Annotated in this window: 20 protein-coding genes; 12 read left to right on the forward strand and 8 right to left on the reverse strand. The window is 56.2% G+C overall.

Annotated features, from left to right (window positions below; genetic code table 11):
- Positions 1-94: 94 nt before the first annotated feature.
- Entirely contained in the window at positions 95-775 is a 681-nt protein-coding gene (locus ACR0BU_RS00305; protein ID WP_298932320.1) for a response regulator transcription factor, read from the forward strand.
- 49 nt (positions 776-824) lie between these two features.
- Complete coding sequence (locus tag ACR0BU_RS00310; RefSeq protein WP_480735341.1) at positions 825-2,138, forward strand: ATP-binding protein; 1,314 nt, start codon at positions 825-827, stop codon at positions 2,136-2,138.
- Here ACR0BU_RS00310 and ACR0BU_RS00315 read toward each other — a convergent pair.
- The 3 genes from ACR0BU_RS00315 to ACR0BU_RS00325 are packed head-to-tail and all read right to left on the reverse strand — an operon-like array spanning position 2,135 to position 4,878.
- Positions 2,135-2,602: a CYTH domain-containing protein gene (locus ACR0BU_RS00315; protein ID WP_480735339.1), complete on the reverse strand. Its 468-nt coding sequence runs from the start codon at positions 2,600-2,602 to the stop codon at positions 2,135-2,137. The two genes, ACR0BU_RS00310 and ACR0BU_RS00315, sit on opposite strands and share 4 nt — an antisense overlap.
- Positions 2,599-3,354 (reverse strand): ParA family protein, encoded by a 756-nt coding sequence (locus ACR0BU_RS00320; RefSeq protein ID WP_480735337.1) that lies wholly within the window; start codon positions 3,352-3,354, stop codon positions 2,599-2,601. Before ACR0BU_RS00320 ends, ACR0BU_RS00315 begins: the two co-directional genes overlap by 4 nt.
- 3 nt (positions 3,355-3,357) lie before the next feature.
- Positions 3,358-4,878, reverse strand: a complete 1,521-nt coding sequence (locus ACR0BU_RS00325) for a CHAD domain-containing protein (protein ID WP_480735335.1) — start codon at positions 4,876-4,878, stop codon at positions 3,358-3,360.
- Between the two features lie 146 nt (positions 4,879-5,024).
- On the opposite strand from ACR0BU_RS00325, the gene ACR0BU_RS00330 reads away from it, so the two are divergent.
- Positions 5,025-5,372 (forward strand): TfoX/Sxy family protein, encoded by a 348-nt coding sequence (locus ACR0BU_RS00330; RefSeq protein ID WP_298932329.1) that lies wholly within the window; start codon positions 5,025-5,027, stop codon positions 5,370-5,372.
- Positions 5,373-5,436: 64 nt separating this feature from the next.
- Here the strand turns inward: ACR0BU_RS00330 and ndk are convergent, their stop codons facing one another.
- Both ndk and ACR0BU_RS00340 read right to left on the reverse strand, forming a co-directional pair.
- A complete protein-coding gene (ndk, locus tag ACR0BU_RS00335; RefSeq protein WP_058273797.1) occupies positions 5,437-5,859 on the reverse strand; it encodes a nucleoside-diphosphate kinase in 423 nt (140 codons plus the stop codon).
- A 115-nt stretch (positions 5,860-5,974) separates the two neighbouring features.
- Positions 5,975-7,177: a multidrug effflux MFS transporter gene (locus tag ACR0BU_RS00340; protein ID WP_480735333.1), complete on the reverse strand. Its 1,203-nt coding sequence runs from the start codon at positions 7,175-7,177 to the stop codon at positions 5,975-5,977.
- 107 nt (positions 7,178-7,284) lie between these two features.
- Here ACR0BU_RS00340 and ACR0BU_RS00345 point away from each other — a divergent pair, with 107 nt between their 5' ends.
- The 7 genes from ACR0BU_RS00345 to ACR0BU_RS00375 all read left to right on the forward strand — a co-directional run bounded on the left by ACR0BU_RS00345 (position 7,285) and on the right by ACR0BU_RS00375 (position 14,039).
- On the forward strand, positions 7,285-9,138 hold the full coding sequence (locus ACR0BU_RS00345) for an ABC-F family ATP-binding cassette domain-containing protein (RefSeq protein ID WP_480735331.1): 1,854 nt from the start codon (positions 7,285-7,287) through the stop codon (positions 9,136-9,138).
- Positions 9,135-9,530: an ACT domain-containing protein gene (locus ACR0BU_RS00350; RefSeq protein WP_480735329.1), complete on the forward strand. Its 396-nt coding sequence runs from the start codon at positions 9,135-9,137 to the stop codon at positions 9,528-9,530. The genes ACR0BU_RS00345 and ACR0BU_RS00350 overlap by 4 nt, the downstream gene beginning before the upstream one ends.
- Positions 9,527-10,147, forward strand: coding sequence for a MarC family protein (locus ACR0BU_RS00355; RefSeq protein ID WP_480735327.1), 621 nt, complete (start codon positions 9,527-9,529; stop codon positions 10,145-10,147). The genes ACR0BU_RS00350 and ACR0BU_RS00355 overlap by 4 nt, the downstream gene beginning before the upstream one ends.
- 42 nt (positions 10,148-10,189) lie before the next feature.
- Positions 10,190-10,771, forward strand: coding sequence for a retropepsin-like aspartic protease family protein (locus tag ACR0BU_RS00360; RefSeq protein WP_298932344.1), 582 nt, complete (start codon positions 10,190-10,192; stop codon positions 10,769-10,771).
- Positions 10,772-10,924: 153 nt separating this feature from the next.
- Entirely contained in the window at positions 10,925-12,139 is a 1,215-nt protein-coding gene (locus ACR0BU_RS00365) for an MFS transporter (protein WP_298932345.1), read from the forward strand.
- The gene (locus ACR0BU_RS00370; protein WP_298932347.1) at positions 12,136-12,732 is read left to right on the forward strand and encodes a YceI family protein; all 597 of its coding nucleotides are present in this window, start codon (positions 12,136-12,138) and stop codon (positions 12,730-12,732) included. The genes ACR0BU_RS00365 and ACR0BU_RS00370 overlap by 4 nt, the downstream gene beginning before the upstream one ends.
- Before the next feature lie 80 nt (positions 12,733-12,812).
- Positions 12,813-14,039, forward strand: a complete 1,227-nt coding sequence (locus tag ACR0BU_RS00375) for an MFS transporter (protein ID WP_480735325.1) — start codon at positions 12,813-12,815, stop codon at positions 14,037-14,039.
- On the opposite strand, the gene ACR0BU_RS00380 is transcribed toward ACR0BU_RS00375, so the two are convergent.
- Positions 14,036-14,476, reverse strand: a complete 441-nt coding sequence (locus ACR0BU_RS00380) for a MarR family winged helix-turn-helix transcriptional regulator (protein ID WP_480735323.1) — start codon at positions 14,474-14,476, stop codon at positions 14,036-14,038. The genes ACR0BU_RS00375 and ACR0BU_RS00380 overlap by 4 nt on opposite strands.
- Positions 14,477-14,576: 100 nt before the next feature.
- Between ACR0BU_RS00380 and ACR0BU_RS00385 the strand changes: the two genes are divergently transcribed.
- A complete protein-coding gene (locus tag ACR0BU_RS00385; RefSeq protein ID WP_298932352.1) occupies positions 14,577-14,798 on the forward strand; it encodes a hexameric tyrosine-coordinated heme protein in 222 nt (73 codons plus the stop codon).
- Between the two features lie 65 nt (positions 14,799-14,863).
- Here the strand turns inward: ACR0BU_RS00385 and ACR0BU_RS00390 are convergent, their stop codons facing one another.
- On the reverse strand, positions 14,864-16,534 hold the full coding sequence (locus ACR0BU_RS00390) for a flotillin family protein (protein WP_480735322.1): 1,671 nt from the start codon (positions 16,532-16,534) through the stop codon (positions 14,864-14,866).
- A gap of 35 nt (positions 16,535-16,569) precedes the next feature.
- Complete coding sequence (locus ACR0BU_RS00395; protein ID WP_299884665.1) at positions 16,570-17,286, reverse strand: OB-fold-containig protein; 717 nt, start codon at positions 17,284-17,286, stop codon at positions 16,570-16,572.
- Positions 17,287-17,541: 255 nt separating this feature from the next.
- Between ACR0BU_RS00395 and metG the strand changes: the two genes are divergently transcribed.
- Complete coding sequence (metG, locus tag ACR0BU_RS00400) at positions 17,542-19,260, forward strand: methionine--tRNA ligase (protein WP_480735320.1); 1,719 nt, start codon at positions 17,542-17,544, stop codon at positions 19,258-19,260.
- The last annotated feature ends 13 nt before the right edge of the window (positions 19,261-19,273 follow it).

Below are 19,273 nucleotides of genomic sequence, written 5' to 3' on the forward strand. Positions count from 1 at the left end.
CTTGCCGGATGTGCACAGGGCGCATCCGGCAAGACCAAACCATGTGCTTTGTTCAAAAATTGTGTTTAAATCCCGATAGAAAGGATCCCCGATCATGAGCCGTCGCCTGCTAATTGTCGAAGACGATGAAGATACCCGTGAGTTCATCGCCAAAGGGTTTGGCGAAGAAGGGTATGTGGTCGAAGCTGCCGCCGACGGCCGCGAAGGATTGTATCACGCCACAGATGGTGGCTTTGATGCGGTCGTTCTGGACCGGATGTTGCCCGGGTTGGATGGGCTGTCCCTGATCAAATCCATGCGTGCGGCCGGTCTTAAGACGCCGGTTCTGATGCTGACCGCCATGAGCGCGGTGGACGAACGCGTCAAAGGGTTACGGTCCGGCGCAGATGACTATCTTGTCAAACCCTTCTCCTTTCAGGAGCTGCACGCCCGAATCGAAGCATTGTTGCGCCGCCCGCAAGAGGCCGAGGAGACGCCTACCCTCACCTGCAAAGACCTTGAGATGGATCTGCTGACCCGTAAGGTTACCCGCAACGGATATGAAATCACTCTGACCCCGCGCGAGTTCCAGATTCTTGAGTTTTTCCTGCGCCGCAAAAACCGTGTGGTGTCACGCACCATGCTTCTGGAAGGGGTTTGGGATTATCATTTTGACCCCAACACCAATGTGGTCGACGTTCATATCTCTAAGCTTAGGCGTCAGCTTGACGAAGGCGGAGACATACCGTTGATTGAAACCGTCCGCGGAGCGGGTTACATGATGTCTGATGGATAACCTACGGCTTTCCCTAAATAATTCACGGACTCGTCTTGTTGCCGCCAGTATGGTTCTCAGCACCATTCTGACGGCAACAGTATTGGCGTTGGTCTATGTAACAGCCAATCGCAGCATTGAATCCGAAACACGATCGGTCGTGTCCGCAGAACTAACCGGGTTGGCAGATGAATACGAAAGGCGCGGGTTGATCGGCCTGATATCAGCCATCGAGCGGCGCTTGCCGAGTGCCTCGGAACGGGATGCATTGTATCTTTTGACGGACCGAAACGGCGTCAAACTTGTCGGAAACCTGAAGTACTGGCCCGCGGACATCACAGCTGGGAGTGGCTGGGTTGATCTGGAACTGCGCCGCGCTGACAACGATCAACTGGTGCCTGTCTCTGCAGCCTCCATTCGGCTACCTGGTCGCGAGCGTTTACTTGTCGGGCGGGACGCCGTTGCGCGCCAGCAATTCGACCGGGTCTTGTTGCGCTCAGTTGTTTTGGCCCTGGGAATTGCGCTGGTTCTGAGTGTTTTGACAGGCTGGCTTTTTACCCGTCTGGTGTTCTCTCGGCTGTCCGACATCGCCAATACGGCCGACAATATCGTTTCGGGCGATCTATCCAGACGCATGCCACTGCGCGGAACCGGAGATGAGTTCGATCAAGTCGCCGGGACACTGAACAACATGCTTGACCGGATCGAAGAGTTGGTCAGCAACCTGCGCACAACGTCCAACTCGATTGCCCATGATCTGCGGTCCCCGTTGTCCCGACTGCGGCAGAGGGTCGAGGCCTTAGCAGACCCCAGCAAAAGCGATCAGGAACGAGAGATCGATATCGCCCGTGCAACCGGCGAAATTGACCATGTTCTGAGGGTGTTGGGACAATTGACCGAAATATCGCGCGCCGAGGCTGGTCTGGGCCGAGAGCAGTTCGAAGAGGTGGATCTGCAACAGTTGGTAAGCGACGTGGTCGAACTTTATGAGCCCGTCGCGGCAGATCAGGGCATCCGGCTAGAAATCACCGGTCAGGCCGCCCCTATTCAGGGACATCGCCCACTGTTGTCACAGGCTTTGTCCAACCTGCTCGAAAACGCTATGCGTTATGCCCCGGAAGAAACAGTCGTCACGATCTCGATTGCCGAGGATGGTGGTTTCACACGTCTGAGTGTCCGCGACCGAGGACCCGGTGTTCCGGCGGAAGATCTATCCCGGCTGCAATTGCCTTTTGTGACGCTTGATCCGGCACGCACCGAACGCAACGCGGGCCTGGGGCTGGCCCTGGTGGCAGCCATTTCTCACATGCATGGTGGTGGGTTCGTGGCGCGCAACTGTGAGCCCGGTCTTGAAACAACACTCAATCTGGCGCATCGACCCTAGGTCGGCACACCCTCGATTGCCATCATCTTGTTTTTATAGCGTTTATCTTCTGTCACATCCGCACCGAACCAGGTTGGTGGGATATATGACAGCGCCTCGGCTTCTGTAGCAAACTCAACTTCGACCAATCGCAAAGGTGCCAGATCGCCGGAAAACACGTCCAGTTCAAAAATGTGCCCGTCAGGCAAGTGTCCGGTATAGCGCTCTTTTTCGACCCGCCGCCCTTTGGTTTCAGGCCAGAATGTCTCGAATTGCTCGGCCGAGATTTCGGCTTCACGCTCAACCCGCGCCAGGTTACCTCCGCCTTTGAGCGTCAGGAAATAACTGTCATTTTTCTGGCGCAATCGCAGCTCGGTTGAATCATCTGGTGACGTCAAATACCCCTGACGCACCAGTGCTTTTTGCGTCCCGCTCAGATCTGGCAGCTCTGCGACAAGAAACTTGCGTTCGATTTCCATACTCATTTGGATGACACCACTCCGTTTTCCAACTCGCCATACAACGCTTGATACGCAGCACTGGCCGGGCTGCGCCCGGCATAGGTACTGACCGGTGCGCGATGCTGCCCCATTTTTTCGATGTCTGCCGCGAAAGGTACAGAGGTCTGCAGGAACCGCTTACTATACGCCGTGCGCATATTCTCCATTGTCTCGTGGTGCAGAGTCTTGCGCAGTTGCACCATGGAAAAGAACGCTCGCAGCTTTTTCTTTCTCAGTTTGTTTTCGTCAAAAAAGCGTATCAGCTGTTCGAATGTCCGTTCTGACAATGTCGTTGGGATGACGGGCACAATGATCTCATCTGCCGCCTTAAAGATGTTCTCGGACAGGGTCGAAAAATTCGGAGGGCAGTCCAACACAATCACGTCATAGTCGCTGCCAGCCGACGTTAGGGCTTTTTTCAGGCGCGAGCGTTTGTTCCGCATTCGACACAAAAACACATCGAAGTCGCGAAAGGTCAGGTTGGCGGGCAGCACGTCCAACCCTTCGAAGTCGCTGGCCCTAATGGCGTTCGTGAACCGTTTGACGTCTTCGAAAAAACGGGCTTCGGTCAGTTTTTTCGAGGGTTTGACCCGAAAATAGAAGCTTGAGGCACCTTGCGGATCAAGATCGCACAGCAAGACCTGTTTGCCTGCCTGCGCATAGGCATGGGCTAAATTCACCGACGTCGCGGTTTTGCCGACGCCCCCTTTGTTGCTGTAGCAGGCAATGATCTTCATCCCTCACTCCTCTGTCTGATGAAACAAGCTGCGAAACAGATGTCGAATGTCCGGCCCATCGAATTGCTGAAAGCTCGACATAACCCGATCCCGCTCGGCCCGTTGGCGTTGATTCATCATGGCGATAAGGCCACCCGCGGCCAGTCCGATCTGCGCATCAACGCGACCTTGTGTCGTGCTGTAACGGGAAACAAAACTCAGCAAAGCCGCTTGCTGTACTGAGAAGTCGTTAAACAGGCCAAGGTTATCCTGCAGCCTTTTCAATGGCTTGATGATGGCTTTGAAGTCTTTGGCGTCGAACAGTGGCACAAAGAACTCCATCAAATATCGCAATTTCTTGCAGTCGATCCGAAGATCATGCACCAGATCATCCGGTGTGTTTTCGCTGATGCTGCGCGCCAGTTTGCAGACCTTGCGATAACGTTTCCAGATCAACGCGCAGGCGTATTCATAAGCCCCGCGCTGTGCATTTTTGCCCGGTTCCAATTGACTGGGGCCGTCAAATACTGCGCTCAGATCCTTCATTGTCTTGTCGTATGCGGCGCTTCGTAACCGCCGCTTCAAGCGAGTAAATTCCTGCCCGCGCTCTTCCTGAAATTGTTCAAACATTGTTTGCAATCCTGCATGAAGATTAGGCGGGATCAGTTTGAAATACATGTCTTTTTCTAAAAGATAGACATCGAGATCGCGCATACGTCCCGTCGATGCCATGAGCTCTGAAAAGAGCCGCTTTAGTTCAACGGTCTGACTTTCAGAAAACACCCCTTTGAACAAACTAATGACCGAGCGGATTTTCCGTAGCGAGACGCGGTAGTCATGCAGGAATTCGGTATCGGTGTCCGCGATCACGCCTTCTTCGTTTTGCCGTGCGACCGCCAAGTATGTGCGGATGATATCGGCAGCGACCTCGATTGAGGGTTCGTTTTTGCCAAGATGAATATCGGGCTTGGCATGATAGGGGCGCATATCGGGAAAAAGCCCCTGATACACCGCTTCGAACCGTTCATCTTTTGCCGCTTTCTCGGCCAGAGCTGCACAGACCTTTGCAAACACCCGTTCGTATCCGCGCAACTTTTCGATCCCGACAACGGTCACTTGGCCAACATCCGTCGACATCGACCAAACAGAACCGCGTACTTGTGTCTTTTGCAGATCATCCAGAATGGCCAACGAGTTGGTTTGGATTTCGCCCTGCCCGACTGCGATCAACGCCCGCAGAACCGGGAATCCTTTCAATGCACTGCTTACAGGACCAGCTGGCAGATCCTGGGCAAACTGGTCTTTAGCTTCGCAGTGTTGGATGAATGACTGCCCATCGCTTCGCAAAAGCTGCAACATCCCATCGCTCTGGATCAAAAACCGACCCTTGGCCCTTAGCGATTGATCATGACAGTCTAACAACGTGAAAGATCTTGGTGCGGAATTGGGTTCGATTTTGACCGAAAGATGTTCAGGCATCTGGTCGAGTGTTGTTTCATTAAACAGGAATGGCAGTACGAAAAACCCTGCATTTTTCATCTTCATGAATTGCCTCTCCGAGGTCTGTCATGATGCGTACTGACCTCAATGAAAGCATGAGAACGCAGTTCAATCTGCCTATCAACAATAATCTGGACTGAACTCATCAATACGCGGGTGACAGCTAAAGACTGCGAGGCTAAGACAAGAAAATGACTGATCCTGTCTCAACCATTCGAAACCTTGGTCCGGCTTTTGAACAGGCCTGCGCAGAAGCTGGTATTCATTCAGCAGACGAATTGCGAGAGTTGGGCGCCGATGAGGCCTATAGCCGATTGCTGCGGTCCGGTACCAAGGCCCATTTCATTGGGTACTATGTGCTGGTCATGGGGTTGCAGGGTCGCCCTTGGAACGATTGCAAAGGTGACGAGAAAAAAGCCCTGCGGCAGAGGTTCGACGCGATCAAGGCCAGTGCGCGTCCAGCACCAGAAAACCAGATGATTTCAGAACTGGATGCGATCGGCGTGCGTGTTGCGGCCAACGATCTCAAGCTGGATTGATTGGCCACAAAAAAGGCCGCACCCAACAACGGATACGGCCCTCAAATTCTTTTAGAATGGCGGATTAGCCAACCAGTTCGATGCCCGAAAAGAAATAGGCGATCTCGACGGCCGCTGTTTCCGGTGCGTCCGACCCGTGAACCGAGTTTTCGCCAACAGATTCAGCGAATTCAGCGCGGATGGTGCCGGGCGCTGCGTCTGCGGGATTGGTTGCGCCCATGACTTCGCGGTTCTTTGCAATGGCGCCTTCGCCTTCCAGAACCTGAACAATGACCGGCTCGGACGACATGAATTCGCACAGTTCGTCGTAGAACGGACGCTCGGCATGCACGTCATAGAACTTGCCAGCCTGGGCTTTGGTCATGTGGATACGCTTTTGCGCGACGATGCGCAGACCTGCGTCTTCGAATTTGGCGTTGATCTTGCCTGTCAGGTTGCGGCGGGTTGCATCAGGTTTGATGATCGAAAATGTGCGTTCCAGTGCCATGTCGGCCTCTCCTTACGTGATGGCGCGGGGTTCGCGCCGAAATCCATCGCGCGCCGCGTAACATGGTATTGGCTTCGTGAAAAGTGGAATGATGGGCCGCCCAATTGATTGACCGTTAGATTGTATCCGGCAACGGGTCGCGAAGGTCGACCCAGCATACATAGAGCACCGCCAATAAACCAGCGAAGCTGCTGGCACACATCATTCCCAACACCAGGAACGGTCCGTTTTCTGCGCTGACCAGTGCGCCGGTTAGGGTCGTCAGCACAGCCCCAAATGCAACGATCATTGCGCCAGACAGGCCTGCTGCACTGCCTGCAAGCTTGGGGCGGACAGACATCAACCCGGCCGAGGCGTTGGCGTTTGTCAGGCCATTGCCGAAGCCCACAAAGATGGCCGAGCCGAAGAAAACCCAGACCGAACCAAGACCCGACAGAAAAAGCAGCAATCCGCAGAACGGCCCTACAGACGCAATCACGCGTCCAATCAAGATCATTGTTGTCAGTCTCGTCCTCGCCGCAATACGCCCGGTGATGAAGTTACCGACCATGAAACCTCCGGTGATGATTCCGATCCCCAATCCCAGCATCGCAGGGCTAAGATCGAACCACGCCGCCGCCACCAATGGCGCACCGGTGATGAAACTGTAAAACCCACCGATCGAAAACGCTGCACACAAGGCGTAGCCCCAAAACCTGCGCGCCCGGAACAGGTGCGGGTATTCGCGAAGTTGCGCAGCAAAGGTTGATGATCGATCTGTATTGGTTTCACCCATATCCGCCCAAAGCAGCGCCAGCATCCCTGCCCCCAGTGTCGAATACAGAACAAACCCGGCGCGCCATCCAAAGAGCGAATCCAACGCGCCGCCGAGCATTGGTCCAAGCATGGGTGCCAGTGCCATAGCCATTGCCACATAGCCCAGCTTGCTGGCGGCCTCATTTGGGGGATACATGTCGCGGATGGAGGCGCTGGATAAGACAGGCCCAGCAACGACCGCAGCCTGCAGTAAACGAAACCCCAGGAATACCCAGATCGACTCGGCCATTACGCATCCGACGGACGCGCACGCAAAGATCGCCATGCAGATCAACAACACAGGCCGCCGCCCATATCGATCTGACAAAGGCCCCATGATCAGTTGCAGTACGGCGGATACTGCCAGATACCCTGCGATCGACAGATTCACCACGGCATAGTCGACCTGAAAATCCTCTCCCATCCGTGCGAGTGACGGCAGGAACATGTTCAGTGACAACACCGATAGGGCTGTTGCAAAGACCAGTGTGACCAGAGATGGGGGCGATTGAGCCGGGCGCATGACGAAAACCGTTGTAAAATGCCAACCGGAACAGCGCTAACACATCCCTTGCACCTTGAACATGGCAGGCTCTGGCGGCGCCATCAACGCTCTGTTAAGAGCGCCCTATGTTACGGATCGAAAATATCACTTATGCCGTCGAAGGCCGCCCCCTTATTGACGGGGCCAGTGCCACCATTCCTGATGGCCACAAGGTAGGTCTTGTGGGGCGTAACGGCACCGGGAAGACCACCTTGTTCCGGCTGATCCGGGGCGAATTGGCACTGGAATCGGGCGATATCGCGCTTCCAAAACGGGCGCGGATTGGCGGCGTGGCGCAAGAGGTTCCCTCCTCCGATGTCTCGCTGATCAACACGGTCCTGGCCGCGGATACCGAGCGCAGCGCTTTGATGGTCGAAGCGGACAGCGCGACCGACCCCAATCGCATCGCCGAAATCCAGACCCGGCTGGTGGATATCGACGCCTGGTCCGCCGAGGCGCGCGCGGCGTCGATCCTCAAGGGCCTCGGTTTTGATGACGAGGATCAACTGAAACCCTGCTCGGACTTTTCGGGCGGCTGGCGGATGCGCGTTGCATTGGCGGCTGTGCTGTTTTCGCAGCCTGATCTGTTGCTGCTGGACGAACCGACCAACTATCTGGATCTTGAAGGCGCGCTGTGGCTGGAAAGCTATCTGGCCAAGTATCCGCACACTGTCATCATCATCAGCCACGACCGCGGGTTGCTGAACCGCGCAGTTGGATCGATCCTGCATCTGGAAGACCGCAAGCTCACTTACTACGCGGTACCCTATGATAAATTCGCGGAACGCCGTGCCGAACGACTGGCGCAGGCGGAATCCGAGAATGCAAAGTCCAAGGCGCGTATCGCCCACTTGCAAAGCTTTGTGGATCGGTTTCGATATAAAGCCTCCAAAGCGGTACAGGCCCAATCGCGGCTGAAGATGATCGAACGCATTCAATTGGTCTCTACCCCGCAAGAAGCCGCGCTGCGCGCCTTTTCCTTCCCGGAGCCTGAGGAGCTTTCTCCGCCGATCATACAATTGGAGAGCGGTGTAACCGGGTATGGCGACACCGAAGTGCTGCGCCATTTGAACCTGCGTATCGATCAAGATGACCGCATCGCCTTGCTGGGCAAAAACGGACAAGGCAAATCGACCCTGTCAAAACTGCTATCGGATCGCCTGCCCCTGATGGCGGGCAAAATGACCCGCAGCAGTAAGCTGCGCATCGGCTATTTCGCGCAGCATCAGGTGGATGAGTTGCATGTGGACGAAACACCGCTGGACCACCTGCGCCGCATGCGCCCCGACGAAGCCCCCGGTAAGTGGCGCTCACGCCTGGCCGGGTTCGGCCTGGGGGCCGATCAGGCGATAACCGAGGTCGGTCGCCTGTCAGGTGGTCAAAAGGCGCGCCTGTCACTGCTGATCGCCACCATCGACGCACCGCATATGCTGATCCTTGATGAGCCGACCAACCATCTGGACATCGAAAGCCGCGAAGCCTTGGTCGAGGCGCTGACGGCCTATTCCGGTGCCGTCATTCTGGTCAGCCACGACATGCACTTGCTTGGATTGGTCGCTGATCGCCTTTGGCTGGTGTCGGATGGAACGGTCAATCCGTTCGAAGGTGATCTCGAAGCCTATCGCTCGCTACTGCTGGGCCGTGACAAACCAGCCAAAACCAAGCAACCGACGGCAAAACCCAAACGTCAGTCCCGAGAAGCGGTTCTGGCCCTACGCGCCGATCTTCGCAAATGCGAGGACAGGATTGCGAAACTCGCAGAGATGCAGGACAAACTCTCGGCTAAGCTGGCCGATCCAGCGCTCTACGAAGACGATCGCGTCAGCGATCTGGAAGTATGGAACCGGAAGTTTGCCGAAGTCACAGATGCGATGGAAAAGGCCGAAACCCTTTGGGTCGCCGCCGCCGAGCGCTTGGAACGTGAAGAGGTGACAAGATGAGCCCAATTCCGGTTAAAGAGACGCAGGCGATGATCGCTGGCATGGAGCCAAAACTGCAGCCCGGTTTATATGCCTTTACTCTATGGCCAGAGGGTAAAAAATGGCCAGTCGGAACTCGGGCCAGCTGTGTGGAAGATGAAGGTCTTTCCCTTATTGTACCGATCAATGCGGCGAACGGGGATGCAGTCGCAATGCGCTGCATCACTCTTCAGGTCCATTCTTCGCTTGAAGGCGTCGGATTGACGGCTGCAGTTTCCACTGCCCTGGCGCAGGCTGGCATTCCAGCCAATATGGTTGCAGGATTTCACCATGACCATGTCTACGTTCCGGGCGACTTGGCGACGAAAGCTGTTGATGTCTTGAAAAACCTTCAGAAAGCTGCCGATACATGATCGAAACAGCGTTCCTGATTACGTCATTCACCACATTGCTTGTGGTAATAGACCCTCCGGCTCAGACGCCGATCTTTGTGGCGTTGACGCAGGGCATGGATAAAAGCATGCGGCGAGCCATCGCTGTCCGGGCCTGCCTAACGGCGGCGGGTATTCTGGCCATGTTCGCAGCTTTCGGCGAGGCTGTGCTGGGCTTTGTCGGCATCTCGATGGAAGCGTTTCGCGTGGCGGGCGGCGTTCTGCTGTTCCTGACCGCGCTGGACATGTTGTTTGAACGTCGCACCAAACGACGAGAAAACAGCGCCGAAGAAGAAGAACACCCCGACCCGTCGGTCTTTCCGTTGGGCATCCCCCTGATCGCCGGACCCGGAGCCATTGCCACCATGATCCTTCTGGCGGGTCAGCAACCGGGCATCGAGGGGCTTTTTGTGGTCATCGGCATGATGATCATTGTCGTTGCCATGGTGTTTGTGACCTATCTTACCTCGGGCGCCGTGGCGCGACTGTTGGGAAAAACCGGTCTAAATGTCCTGACTCGTCTGCTTGGAATGCTGTTGGCCGCCCTTTCGGTTCAGTTCATTCTGGATGGCCTCAAGGCCTTTGGCTTTGCGTCGTGAGACCCCATATTAATATGAAGATGACTTATTCCGGGTGACGGTATGGATGGTTATGAAATCGGGCGTTTGACCTATTTGGTCTTGCTGGGCGCGGCCTTGCTGATGTGGTTCTTCACCCACAACCGACAGTCGCTGGGCAAGACCCTGCAGCAGGTTATGGCCTGGGTGTTTATTTTCATTGGGGTCGTCGCTTTGGTGGGGCTTTGGGACGATATCCGCTCGACCGTGGGCACCACGCCTCAGATGGCGGTGTCCGGCAACACCATCGAAGTTCCCCGTGCCTTTGACGGGCATTATTATCTGCCAATGCTGGTGAACGGAGAGCCCATCACCTTTCTGGTCGACACCGGCGCCAGTCAGATCGTCCTGAACGCGCAGGACGCCAAACGTGTGGGCATTGATCTGGACCAACTGAATTATCTGGGCCGCGCGTCGACCGCGAACGGAGTGGTGCGGACGGCCCCTGTGCAATTGGATAGTCTCGCGCTGGGACCGATCCTTGACAACGGCGTCTCAGCTTGGATCAACGAAGGCGACTTGGACAAGTCGTTGCTCGGCATGGATTACCTGCACCGTTTTTCCAACATTCAGTTTGCCGATGGTAAGTTGATCTTGTCGCGCTGAACGCTCGAATAGCTATGCCATGTGGCTGGCCGATCTGACGCAAATGCCGTGACGCGTGGCAGCTGACTGAGCCAGAAGAACCCTCGGGTGAAAGCACGAAGATCACGCAACTTGTGACTGGTCAAAACCTGGCCCGCACCCTAGCGTCGCGGCATGAGCCATCCAATCCATGACAGCCGCTATTCCTGGCTTCGCCTTCTGATCACGCTCGCCATCGCAGCCGTGGCGAATGTCGGGATGTGGGCGGTGATCGTGGTCATGCCCGCCGTCGAAACACAATTCGGTGCCGGGCGGGCCGAGGCGTCGATGCCCTATACGCTCGCCATGATCGGCTTTGCCCTGGGTAACATGTGGCTGGGGCAGTTGGTGGACCGGTTGGGGGTGACCAAAGCATTGATAGGCGCATCGATCCTGAGCGCCATCAGCTACCTGCTGGCAACACTTGCACCTAACATAGCCCTGCTGTCCGTCGCGCATTTGCTGCTGGGATTGGGCACTTCGATCGGCTTTGGACCCCTGATCGCCGATATCTCACACTGGTTCATGCGCAGACGCGGGATCGCCGTGGCGCTGGTCGCCAGCGGAAACTATCTGTCCGGGGCGATCTGGCCCACTATGCTGTCAGGTATTCTGGCGCGGGATGGCTGGCAGCAAGTCTATCTGACACTGGCGGTACTGACACTGGTTGTTGTCATTCCCCTGTCCCTGCTGTTGCGCCGGCAGGTCCCAGTCGAGGCGCACACAACCGCCGCTGCCACTGCAAAGATCAATGCGCGCAGCGTCGGAATCTCACCAAGGGCGTTGCAATACATTCTTGGACTGGCAGGCATTGGATGCTGCGTGGCGATGTCGATGCCGCAGGTTCACATCGTGTCCTACTGCGTAGGTCTCGGCTATGGGCCCGCTGTCGGCGCAGAGATGCTGTCCCTGATGCTGCTGGGCGGCGTGGTGAGCCGCATCGTTTCCGGCCTGGTGGCTGACCGGTTGGGTGGCGTCCATACACTGCTCATCGGGTCGATACTGCAATGCATAGCCCTGTTCCTGTTCTTACCTTATGACGGGATGGTCTCACTTTATGTCGTCAGCATGCTGTTTGGGCTGGCGCAAGGTGGAATCGTACCCAGCTATGCGCTGGTGGTCCGCGAATACATGCCTCCGCAAGAGGCTGGTGCGCGCGTGGGTTTTGTCATGATGATGACCATTCTGGGCATGGCCTTGGGTGGGTGGATGTCGGGGTGGATCTATGACGTCACAGGCAACTACCAATTGGCATTCGTGAACGGGATTTTATGGAACGGTCTTAACATTGCCATCATCGTGATGCTTCTCAAAAGGTCTCGGCCCCGCAGACAAGAGGCACTCGTATGACAACCCTATCGCGTCGCGGCGTTCTCGCAGGGCTCGCTGCCCTGCCCTTCGGCAATCCCGCGCGCGCAGCGCGAAAGCCTTACGCCCTTTCGCCAGACGGCACCCATGTCAGCTTCATGTTTGACCTCTCGGGGATCGCGCAAACGGGGTCTATGCCGATCCGGTCGGCTGACGTTCAGATCGACACGCACAATTTACAAAACAGCGAGGTGGATGTGGTCCTGGATGTTGCGAAGGCAAAAACCCGGCTGCCATTTGCCAGAACGCCCATGCTCAGCCCTGGTGTCCTGAATGCAGAGCAGCATCCAACTATCCGGTTCTCCTCGACAAGTGTACAATTAGGGCCAACTGGGCGGATATCGGACGGCGCCCGCATCACAGGAAACCTGACCGTGCGAGGTGTAACTCGGCCTATCACATTGAACGCCAGCCTGTATCGACAGGCGGGTACAGACGAGGATGATCTTGATCGTTTGTCCATCCGGCTGACAGGTGGGTTGAATCGCCACGACTTTGGGGCGTCCGGATACCCTGACCTGGTTCAGGAAACCGTAGGTCTGGACATTCATGCTGAAATCATGCGTGTAACGTGATGCCAAATGGGTAAAAAACGACGCAATTGAGTCGAATAGATGCGCGCATCTTGTGATGGCGTCGCCAATCTGGGACCACTATGCGCACGATCATTTCTTTTGCCGCCCTTTTTCTTTCCGTCATTCTGCTGCAGCTTTCGACAGGCGGCGTTGGGCCGCTGGATGCAATCTCGGGCATAACACTGAACTTCACGACCGAGCAGATCGGTATTCTGGGTTCGGCACATTTCTTAGGGTTTTTTATTGGATGCTGGTGGGCGCCCCGCCTGATGGGCAGTGTTGGGCATTCGCGCGCCTTTGCAGTCTGTACCGCGCTGGGCGCCATGGGGTTATTGGGCCACACCTTGACCGACAACCCATATATCTGGGCCGCGCTGAGAATTGCGTCAGGTACATGTGTGGCCGGATGTTACACGGTCATTGAGGCCTGGCTGAATGCCAAAGTCACTAATGAGACGCGCGGGCGCGCCATGGGCACCTATCGCATCGCGGATATGGGCGCGTCTTTGTGCGCACAGTTGATCATCGCTATTCTGCCACCGGCCTCTTACGTCTCATACAACCTGTTAGCGATCCTGTGCTGCGCATCGCTTTTGCCACTTGCACTGACGCGGGCCAGCCAACCGAAAACACCCGACGCGCCTCGCCTGCGTCCGAAACTGGCCTGGCAAAGCTCTCCGTTGGCGGTTGCAGGCGTAATCGTGGCGGCGCTTAGCTCAGCCTCTTTCCGAATGGTTGGGCCGGTCTACGGACAAGGGGTCGGCCTGGGCGTGGATCAGATCGCCTTTTTCCTTGCTTCTTTCGTACTCGGCGGCGCCTTGGCGCAATACCCGTTGGGGTGGCTCGCAGACAAATACGACCGTCGCTGGGTTCTGATCTGGCTCTCTGCCGCCGCGGTGCTCAGTTGTGGTGTCACGATGGCGGCTAGCGGTGCTGGCACAATCGGAGTGATGCTAGCTGCCGGATTCTTTGGCTTGACGACATTCCCGATCTTTTCTGTCTCATCTGCGCATGCCAACGACTTTGCGACCACCGAGCAAAGGGTCGAGTTGTCTGCTGCATTGATGTTCTGGTACGCGTTAGGGGCAATCGCGTCGCCCTATGTCTCATCAACGTTGATCCAGCAATTCGGACCAAGCGCATTGTTTGCCTTTGTCGCGGTGGGTCATTTCGCGCTGATCCTGTTCGGTCTGGCACGGATGCGATCACGCCCGACACCGGATGAACGCACAAATTATGTCTATGCCCCACGAACTTCGTTCACTATCGGGCGCCTGCTGAAACGGTCACGGGAACACGACGACTAGGCGCTTTGAAGCCCGTCCCTAAGCCGAAGCAGCAACTCTTGTAATCTCAATAGCTCAGCCTGGTCCAGTCCGGTGTCTTCAATCATGCAGGCGGTGATTCCAGGTGCTTCGTTTCCAAGCGACGCCCCCTGATCTGTCAACGTAACATCGACCGCCCGCCTGTCCGTTTGACTGCGGGTTCTAGTGACGTACCCCATGGTTTCCAACCGTTTGACCAAAGGGGTCATGGTGCTGGTTTCCATACCTAACTGTTGCGCCAGCTCATTTATGTTTTGCCCGTCCCTCTCCCACAGAAGGGTGAGCGTAATGTACTGAGGATAGGTCACCCCCAGCCGTTTCAGGTACGGCGAGTAAGCACGATTGATCGCGTGCGACGCGGTGTAAACTCCAAAGCAGAATAGCTCGTTCGCTCGGGTCGGGATCTGGGCATTATCCATATTTTGGCTCCAAATATATCGTGCACGATATTATTCTTGACTTCCAATCTCGCCTCGTCAACTCTGCATTTAGGTCGCACACGATATAATGGAGGGCAAGATGTCCTGGCTACCCACACTTAAAACCGAAACACCTGAAGAGGGGTACGAGCTTGCCATCAAGCTTTCACGCATGGCCGTTAAACTGACGCAACCCGATGATGAGGCCCGAAACCGGATGCGCCCCGACTATGCAAACAACGCCGACAGCCTGATTGGCGCATCCCAGGTCGTAGCGGTTAATTTTCAGACAGTTTCAAAGGCCAATAACTTCTGGATGTGAGTTCGGGCATCTTTAGCAAGCCGCTGAATTGAAAAGGGCCGGGAAAACCCGGCCCTGTCTTCGTCTTAGTGATCTGTCCGCGGTTCTTCTTCGATCGCGTCCACGTTTTCGGGCTGATCTACAGTCGGCTCTAGTGCGCCGTTCACAACACCGCTGACACCATGCTCCATCGACAGACCCAGCTCTTCACCGAGCTTCTTGAGCGCGGGCATCTGAACGGCCATCCCCATGATCGAGTCCAGCGCCTGATTGACCACTGGCTTGTCACCTGTTGATGCACTGCGCCCATTGGCGCCACCGATACCACCAACCTGATGGATCTTGATCGAGTCGATTTTCTCGGCAGGTTTGACCATCTCCGATATGATCGACGGCATGGCTTCAATCCGCGCCAGATCAACTTTCATGCGGATCTGATCCACTGACAGAGCATTTTCGGACTCGACAATCGCACGTTTACCTTCCGCCTCGGCTAACATGTCGTTCTTCTTGGCCTCAGCCCGAATGTTCAGCGCATCGGCTTCGGCCTGCGCCTCTTCGCGGCGGGCTTCGGCGCGGTCAACGGCGGCCTCTTTGTCAGCCTGCGCGGCCAAGCGGATTGCGGTCGCCTGACGTTCAGCTTCACGAGTTGCTTCAATCAGCACGATCTGCTTCTGACGCTCGGCTTCTGCCACCTGACGGGCGGTTGCCACTGCTTCGGTCGCTTTGGTCGCTTCGGCACGAGCCAGATCGGCAGATGCACGCGCGCGGCTTTCCTCTTCGGATTTCTGCGCGATGATGATCTGACGTTCCTGTTCGGCTACTTCGATCTCACGCTCTTTGGCGATCTCCGCATCGCGGATCTTGCGCTCGCGTTCGATCTCTGCCGAGCGGATGGCTTCTTCCCGCGCGATCCGGGCGCGTTCGGTCTCACGCACCGAATCTTCGGTCCGGGCCGCTATCTCGGCCTCCTGCGCCACGCGCAGAGTCTCAACCTGCTGCGTCTGCTCAATGCGCGCCTGTTCTTCATCCTTTTCGATCAACAGCTTCTGACGCTGTGCTTCCATCGAAGCGCGGCGCACTTCAACCTCGGCATCGGCGTCAATCTGCGCGCGTTCTTTCTTTGAGGTCGCGATCACCTCGGCCAGTTTACGCATACCCACGGCGTTAAAGGCGTTGTTCTCGTCGAGTGCTTCAAACGGTGTCTGGTCCAGAGCGGTGAGCGAGACGGATTCCAGCGACAGACCGTTCTTAAGAAGGTCTTCGGACACTGCATTCTGCACCTCTTGCACAAAGTCGGCGCGATTTTCGTGCAACCCGTCCATGGTCATCTGGGCGGCCACGGCACGCAGACCATCGATCAACTTGCCTTCGATCATCTCGCGCAGTTGCTCGACATCAAATGTGCGATCACCCAACGTCTGAGCAGCGCGAGCGATACCCTCTTCGGTGGCCATCACGGAAACGTAGAACTCCACTCCGACATCGACACGCATCCGATCCTTGGTGATCAAGGCGGCCTCGTCACTGCGTTGAACTTCAAGGCGCAGGGTCTTCATGTTGACCGGGCTAACTTCGTGCAGCAACGGCACGATGATAGCACCCGCATCCATGATAACTTTCTTTCCGCCCTGGCCCGTCTTTACCAAACTGATTTCTCTTGTTGCACGCTTATACAATCGAGCCATCACAAGACCAATTAACAGCATTGCGGCCAAAACGACCACAACACTAATGAGTAGGAATGAAGCTTCCATGCAAAATCCTCCGATTTTTTGGGTTTGAAATATGGTTAGTCTGACAAGCCGACCAGAACGAACCGGTCGCGCCGTCGGTCGCGTAGAACCAGCACATCTGTGCCCTGATCCAGCGCATCCTTGTCCTGCAGCGGCTCGGCGCGCAGGTAGTGGGTATTGCCAAAGCGATCCATGACCCGAACCTCGGCCGGGCGGCCGCGTGACGCGGTGCCTTGGGTGATGACACCCCGGCGGCGGGCCAACATCCGCTCAGACATCGCCTCGGTCTCGGTCTTGGGCAGCAGGCGGGCAAAGACACCGCCAAAGCCACGGGCAAACCACAGGCCAAAGGCACCGGCTGGGATCACAGCCACCCAAGGCGGCAGATCAAAGCCCAGCACATCGCGCAGCGCCAGTTGCAGGCCAATACCCGACAGGCCGAAGCCCGCCAGCAGAACCACAAGCCAGATCATGATGGGTATCTTTCCAACACCCAACCACGCCATTGGACCCGCCGCAGAGGTATCGGGCACATCGCTTTCGACCTCTGCCAGTTCGAAATCGCCGAGATCGACATCCGGGTCGATATCCAGACCTAAATCACCAATGTCCAGATCGGGGGCATCCACCATATCCAGATCGATTTCCCCTTCGCCAGCTAGCAAGCTGCCACCCAAGACCAAAGCGATCAGTTCCACTGCCAAAAGGCCGAACAGAAGCGCAAGCGCCAGAGTAAAAGGCGCAAATGCACCCTCGAGTAGGAAGTCGAACATCAAATATTAGCCCTCGCTTTTGTATACATCAGTATACATTCAATATGGGAAGCCATAACGAGAATTCAAGAGGTTGTGAGGCGGCGCTCAACCTGCGGTTATTGCGAAGATCATGTCAGATACAATGCGAATTCCCGATTTTCCGTCTTTTTTCTGCTCGTAAGGTGCGAAAGTGACATCCATGCGACGGGCGGGCTTTTGCTGGCCGATTACATAAGGTAGACGGGCGCGCAGACAGATACGTGGAAACGCAATATGGCTCGGATTCTCATCACCTCGGCGATCCCTTACATCAACGGGATCAAACATCTCGGCAACCTGATCGGCTCGCAATTGCCGGCGGATCTGTATGCACGTTATCAGCGTGGCCGGGGGAATGAGGTGATGTTCCTGTGTGCCACAGATGAACACGGCACCCCGGCTGAGCTGGCCGCGGCCAAAGCCGAAAAGCCGATTGCTGAATACTGTGCCGAAATGCACGGCGTACAGTTGGACATCGCCAACCGCTTTGGGCTGAGCTTTGATCACTTTGGCCGCTCGTCCAGTGATCAGAACAAAAGGCTGACGCAACATTTCGCGGGAAAGCTGGATGAAGCTGGTCTGATCCGCGAAGTAAGCGAAAAACAGGTCTACTCAAACACTGATGGTCGCTTTCTGCCCGACAGGTACATCGAAGGCACCTGCCCCAATTGCGGCTATGACCGCGCACGAGGCGATCAGTGCGAAAACTGCACCAAACAGTTGGACCCGACCGATTTGATCGATCCGCGTTCGGCCATTTCCGGCTCGACCGATCTTGAAGTGCGCGAGACCAAGCATCTGTACCTGCGCCAATCGGCGATGAAAGATCAGTTGGATGCCTGGATTGACAGCAAGGCCGATTGGCCGATCCTGACCACATCCATTGCCAAAAAGTGGCTGCATGACGGTGACGGGCTGCGGGACCGCGGCATCACCCGTGATCTGGACTGGGGTGTTCCGGTCAAAAAAGGAGATCAGGATTGGCCTGGGATGGAAGGCAAAGTCTTCTACGTCTGGTTCGACGCGCCTATCGAATATATCGCCTGCGCCAAGGAATGGGCTGATTCCACTGGGAAACCCGATGCCGAGTGGGAACGCTGGTGGCGCACGGACAAAGGTGCCGACGACGTTCGCTATGTCCAGTTCATGGGCAAGGACAACGTACCGTTCCACACGCTTAGCTTCCCAGCCACCATTCTGGGGTCAGGCGAGCCGTGGAAGATGGTCGACCATCTGAAATCATTCAACTACCTGAACTATGACGGCGGCCAGTTCTCGACCTCTCAGGGGCGCGGCGTGTTCATGGATCAGGCGTTGGAACTCCTGCCGGCTGACTACTGGCGCTGGTGGTTGCTGAGCCATGCGCCCGAAAGCAGCGATAGTGAATTCACCTGGGAGAACTTCCAGCAATCGGTGAACAAGGATTTGGCGGATGTTTTGGGCAACTTTGTCAGCCGCATCACCAAGTTCTGCCGATCCAAGTTTGGCGAAGCCGTGCCCGAGGGTGGCGTATATGGCGAGCGGGAAAATGCGCTGATTTCGGAATTGACGCGCCGCATCCGCGCCTATGAAGGCTTTATGGAGGCAATGGAAGTTCGCAAGTCGGCGCAAGAGCTGCGCGCTATTTGGGTGGCCGGAAACGAATACCTACAAGCCGCAGCTCCCTGGTCGACGTTTAAGGAAAACCCGGAACAAGCGGCAGGGCAGGTGCGCCTGGGTCTGAACCTAGTCCGTCTATACGCTGTACTGAGCGCGCCGTTTATTCCAAACGCGTCTGCCCGGATGCTGAGTGCCATGAACACGCTCGCGACTGATTGGCCGGATGACGTTGAGACTGCACTGAACGCGCTGCCTGCGGGTCACGCATTCACAGTGCCGGACGTACTGTTCGCCAAAATAACGGATGACCAACGCGAAGATTGGCAGGCCCGATTTGCAGGCACGCGCGGTTAAAATCCCGCCAAGT

The sequence above is a fragment of the Ruegeria sp. CK2 genome, assembly GCF_056536585.1.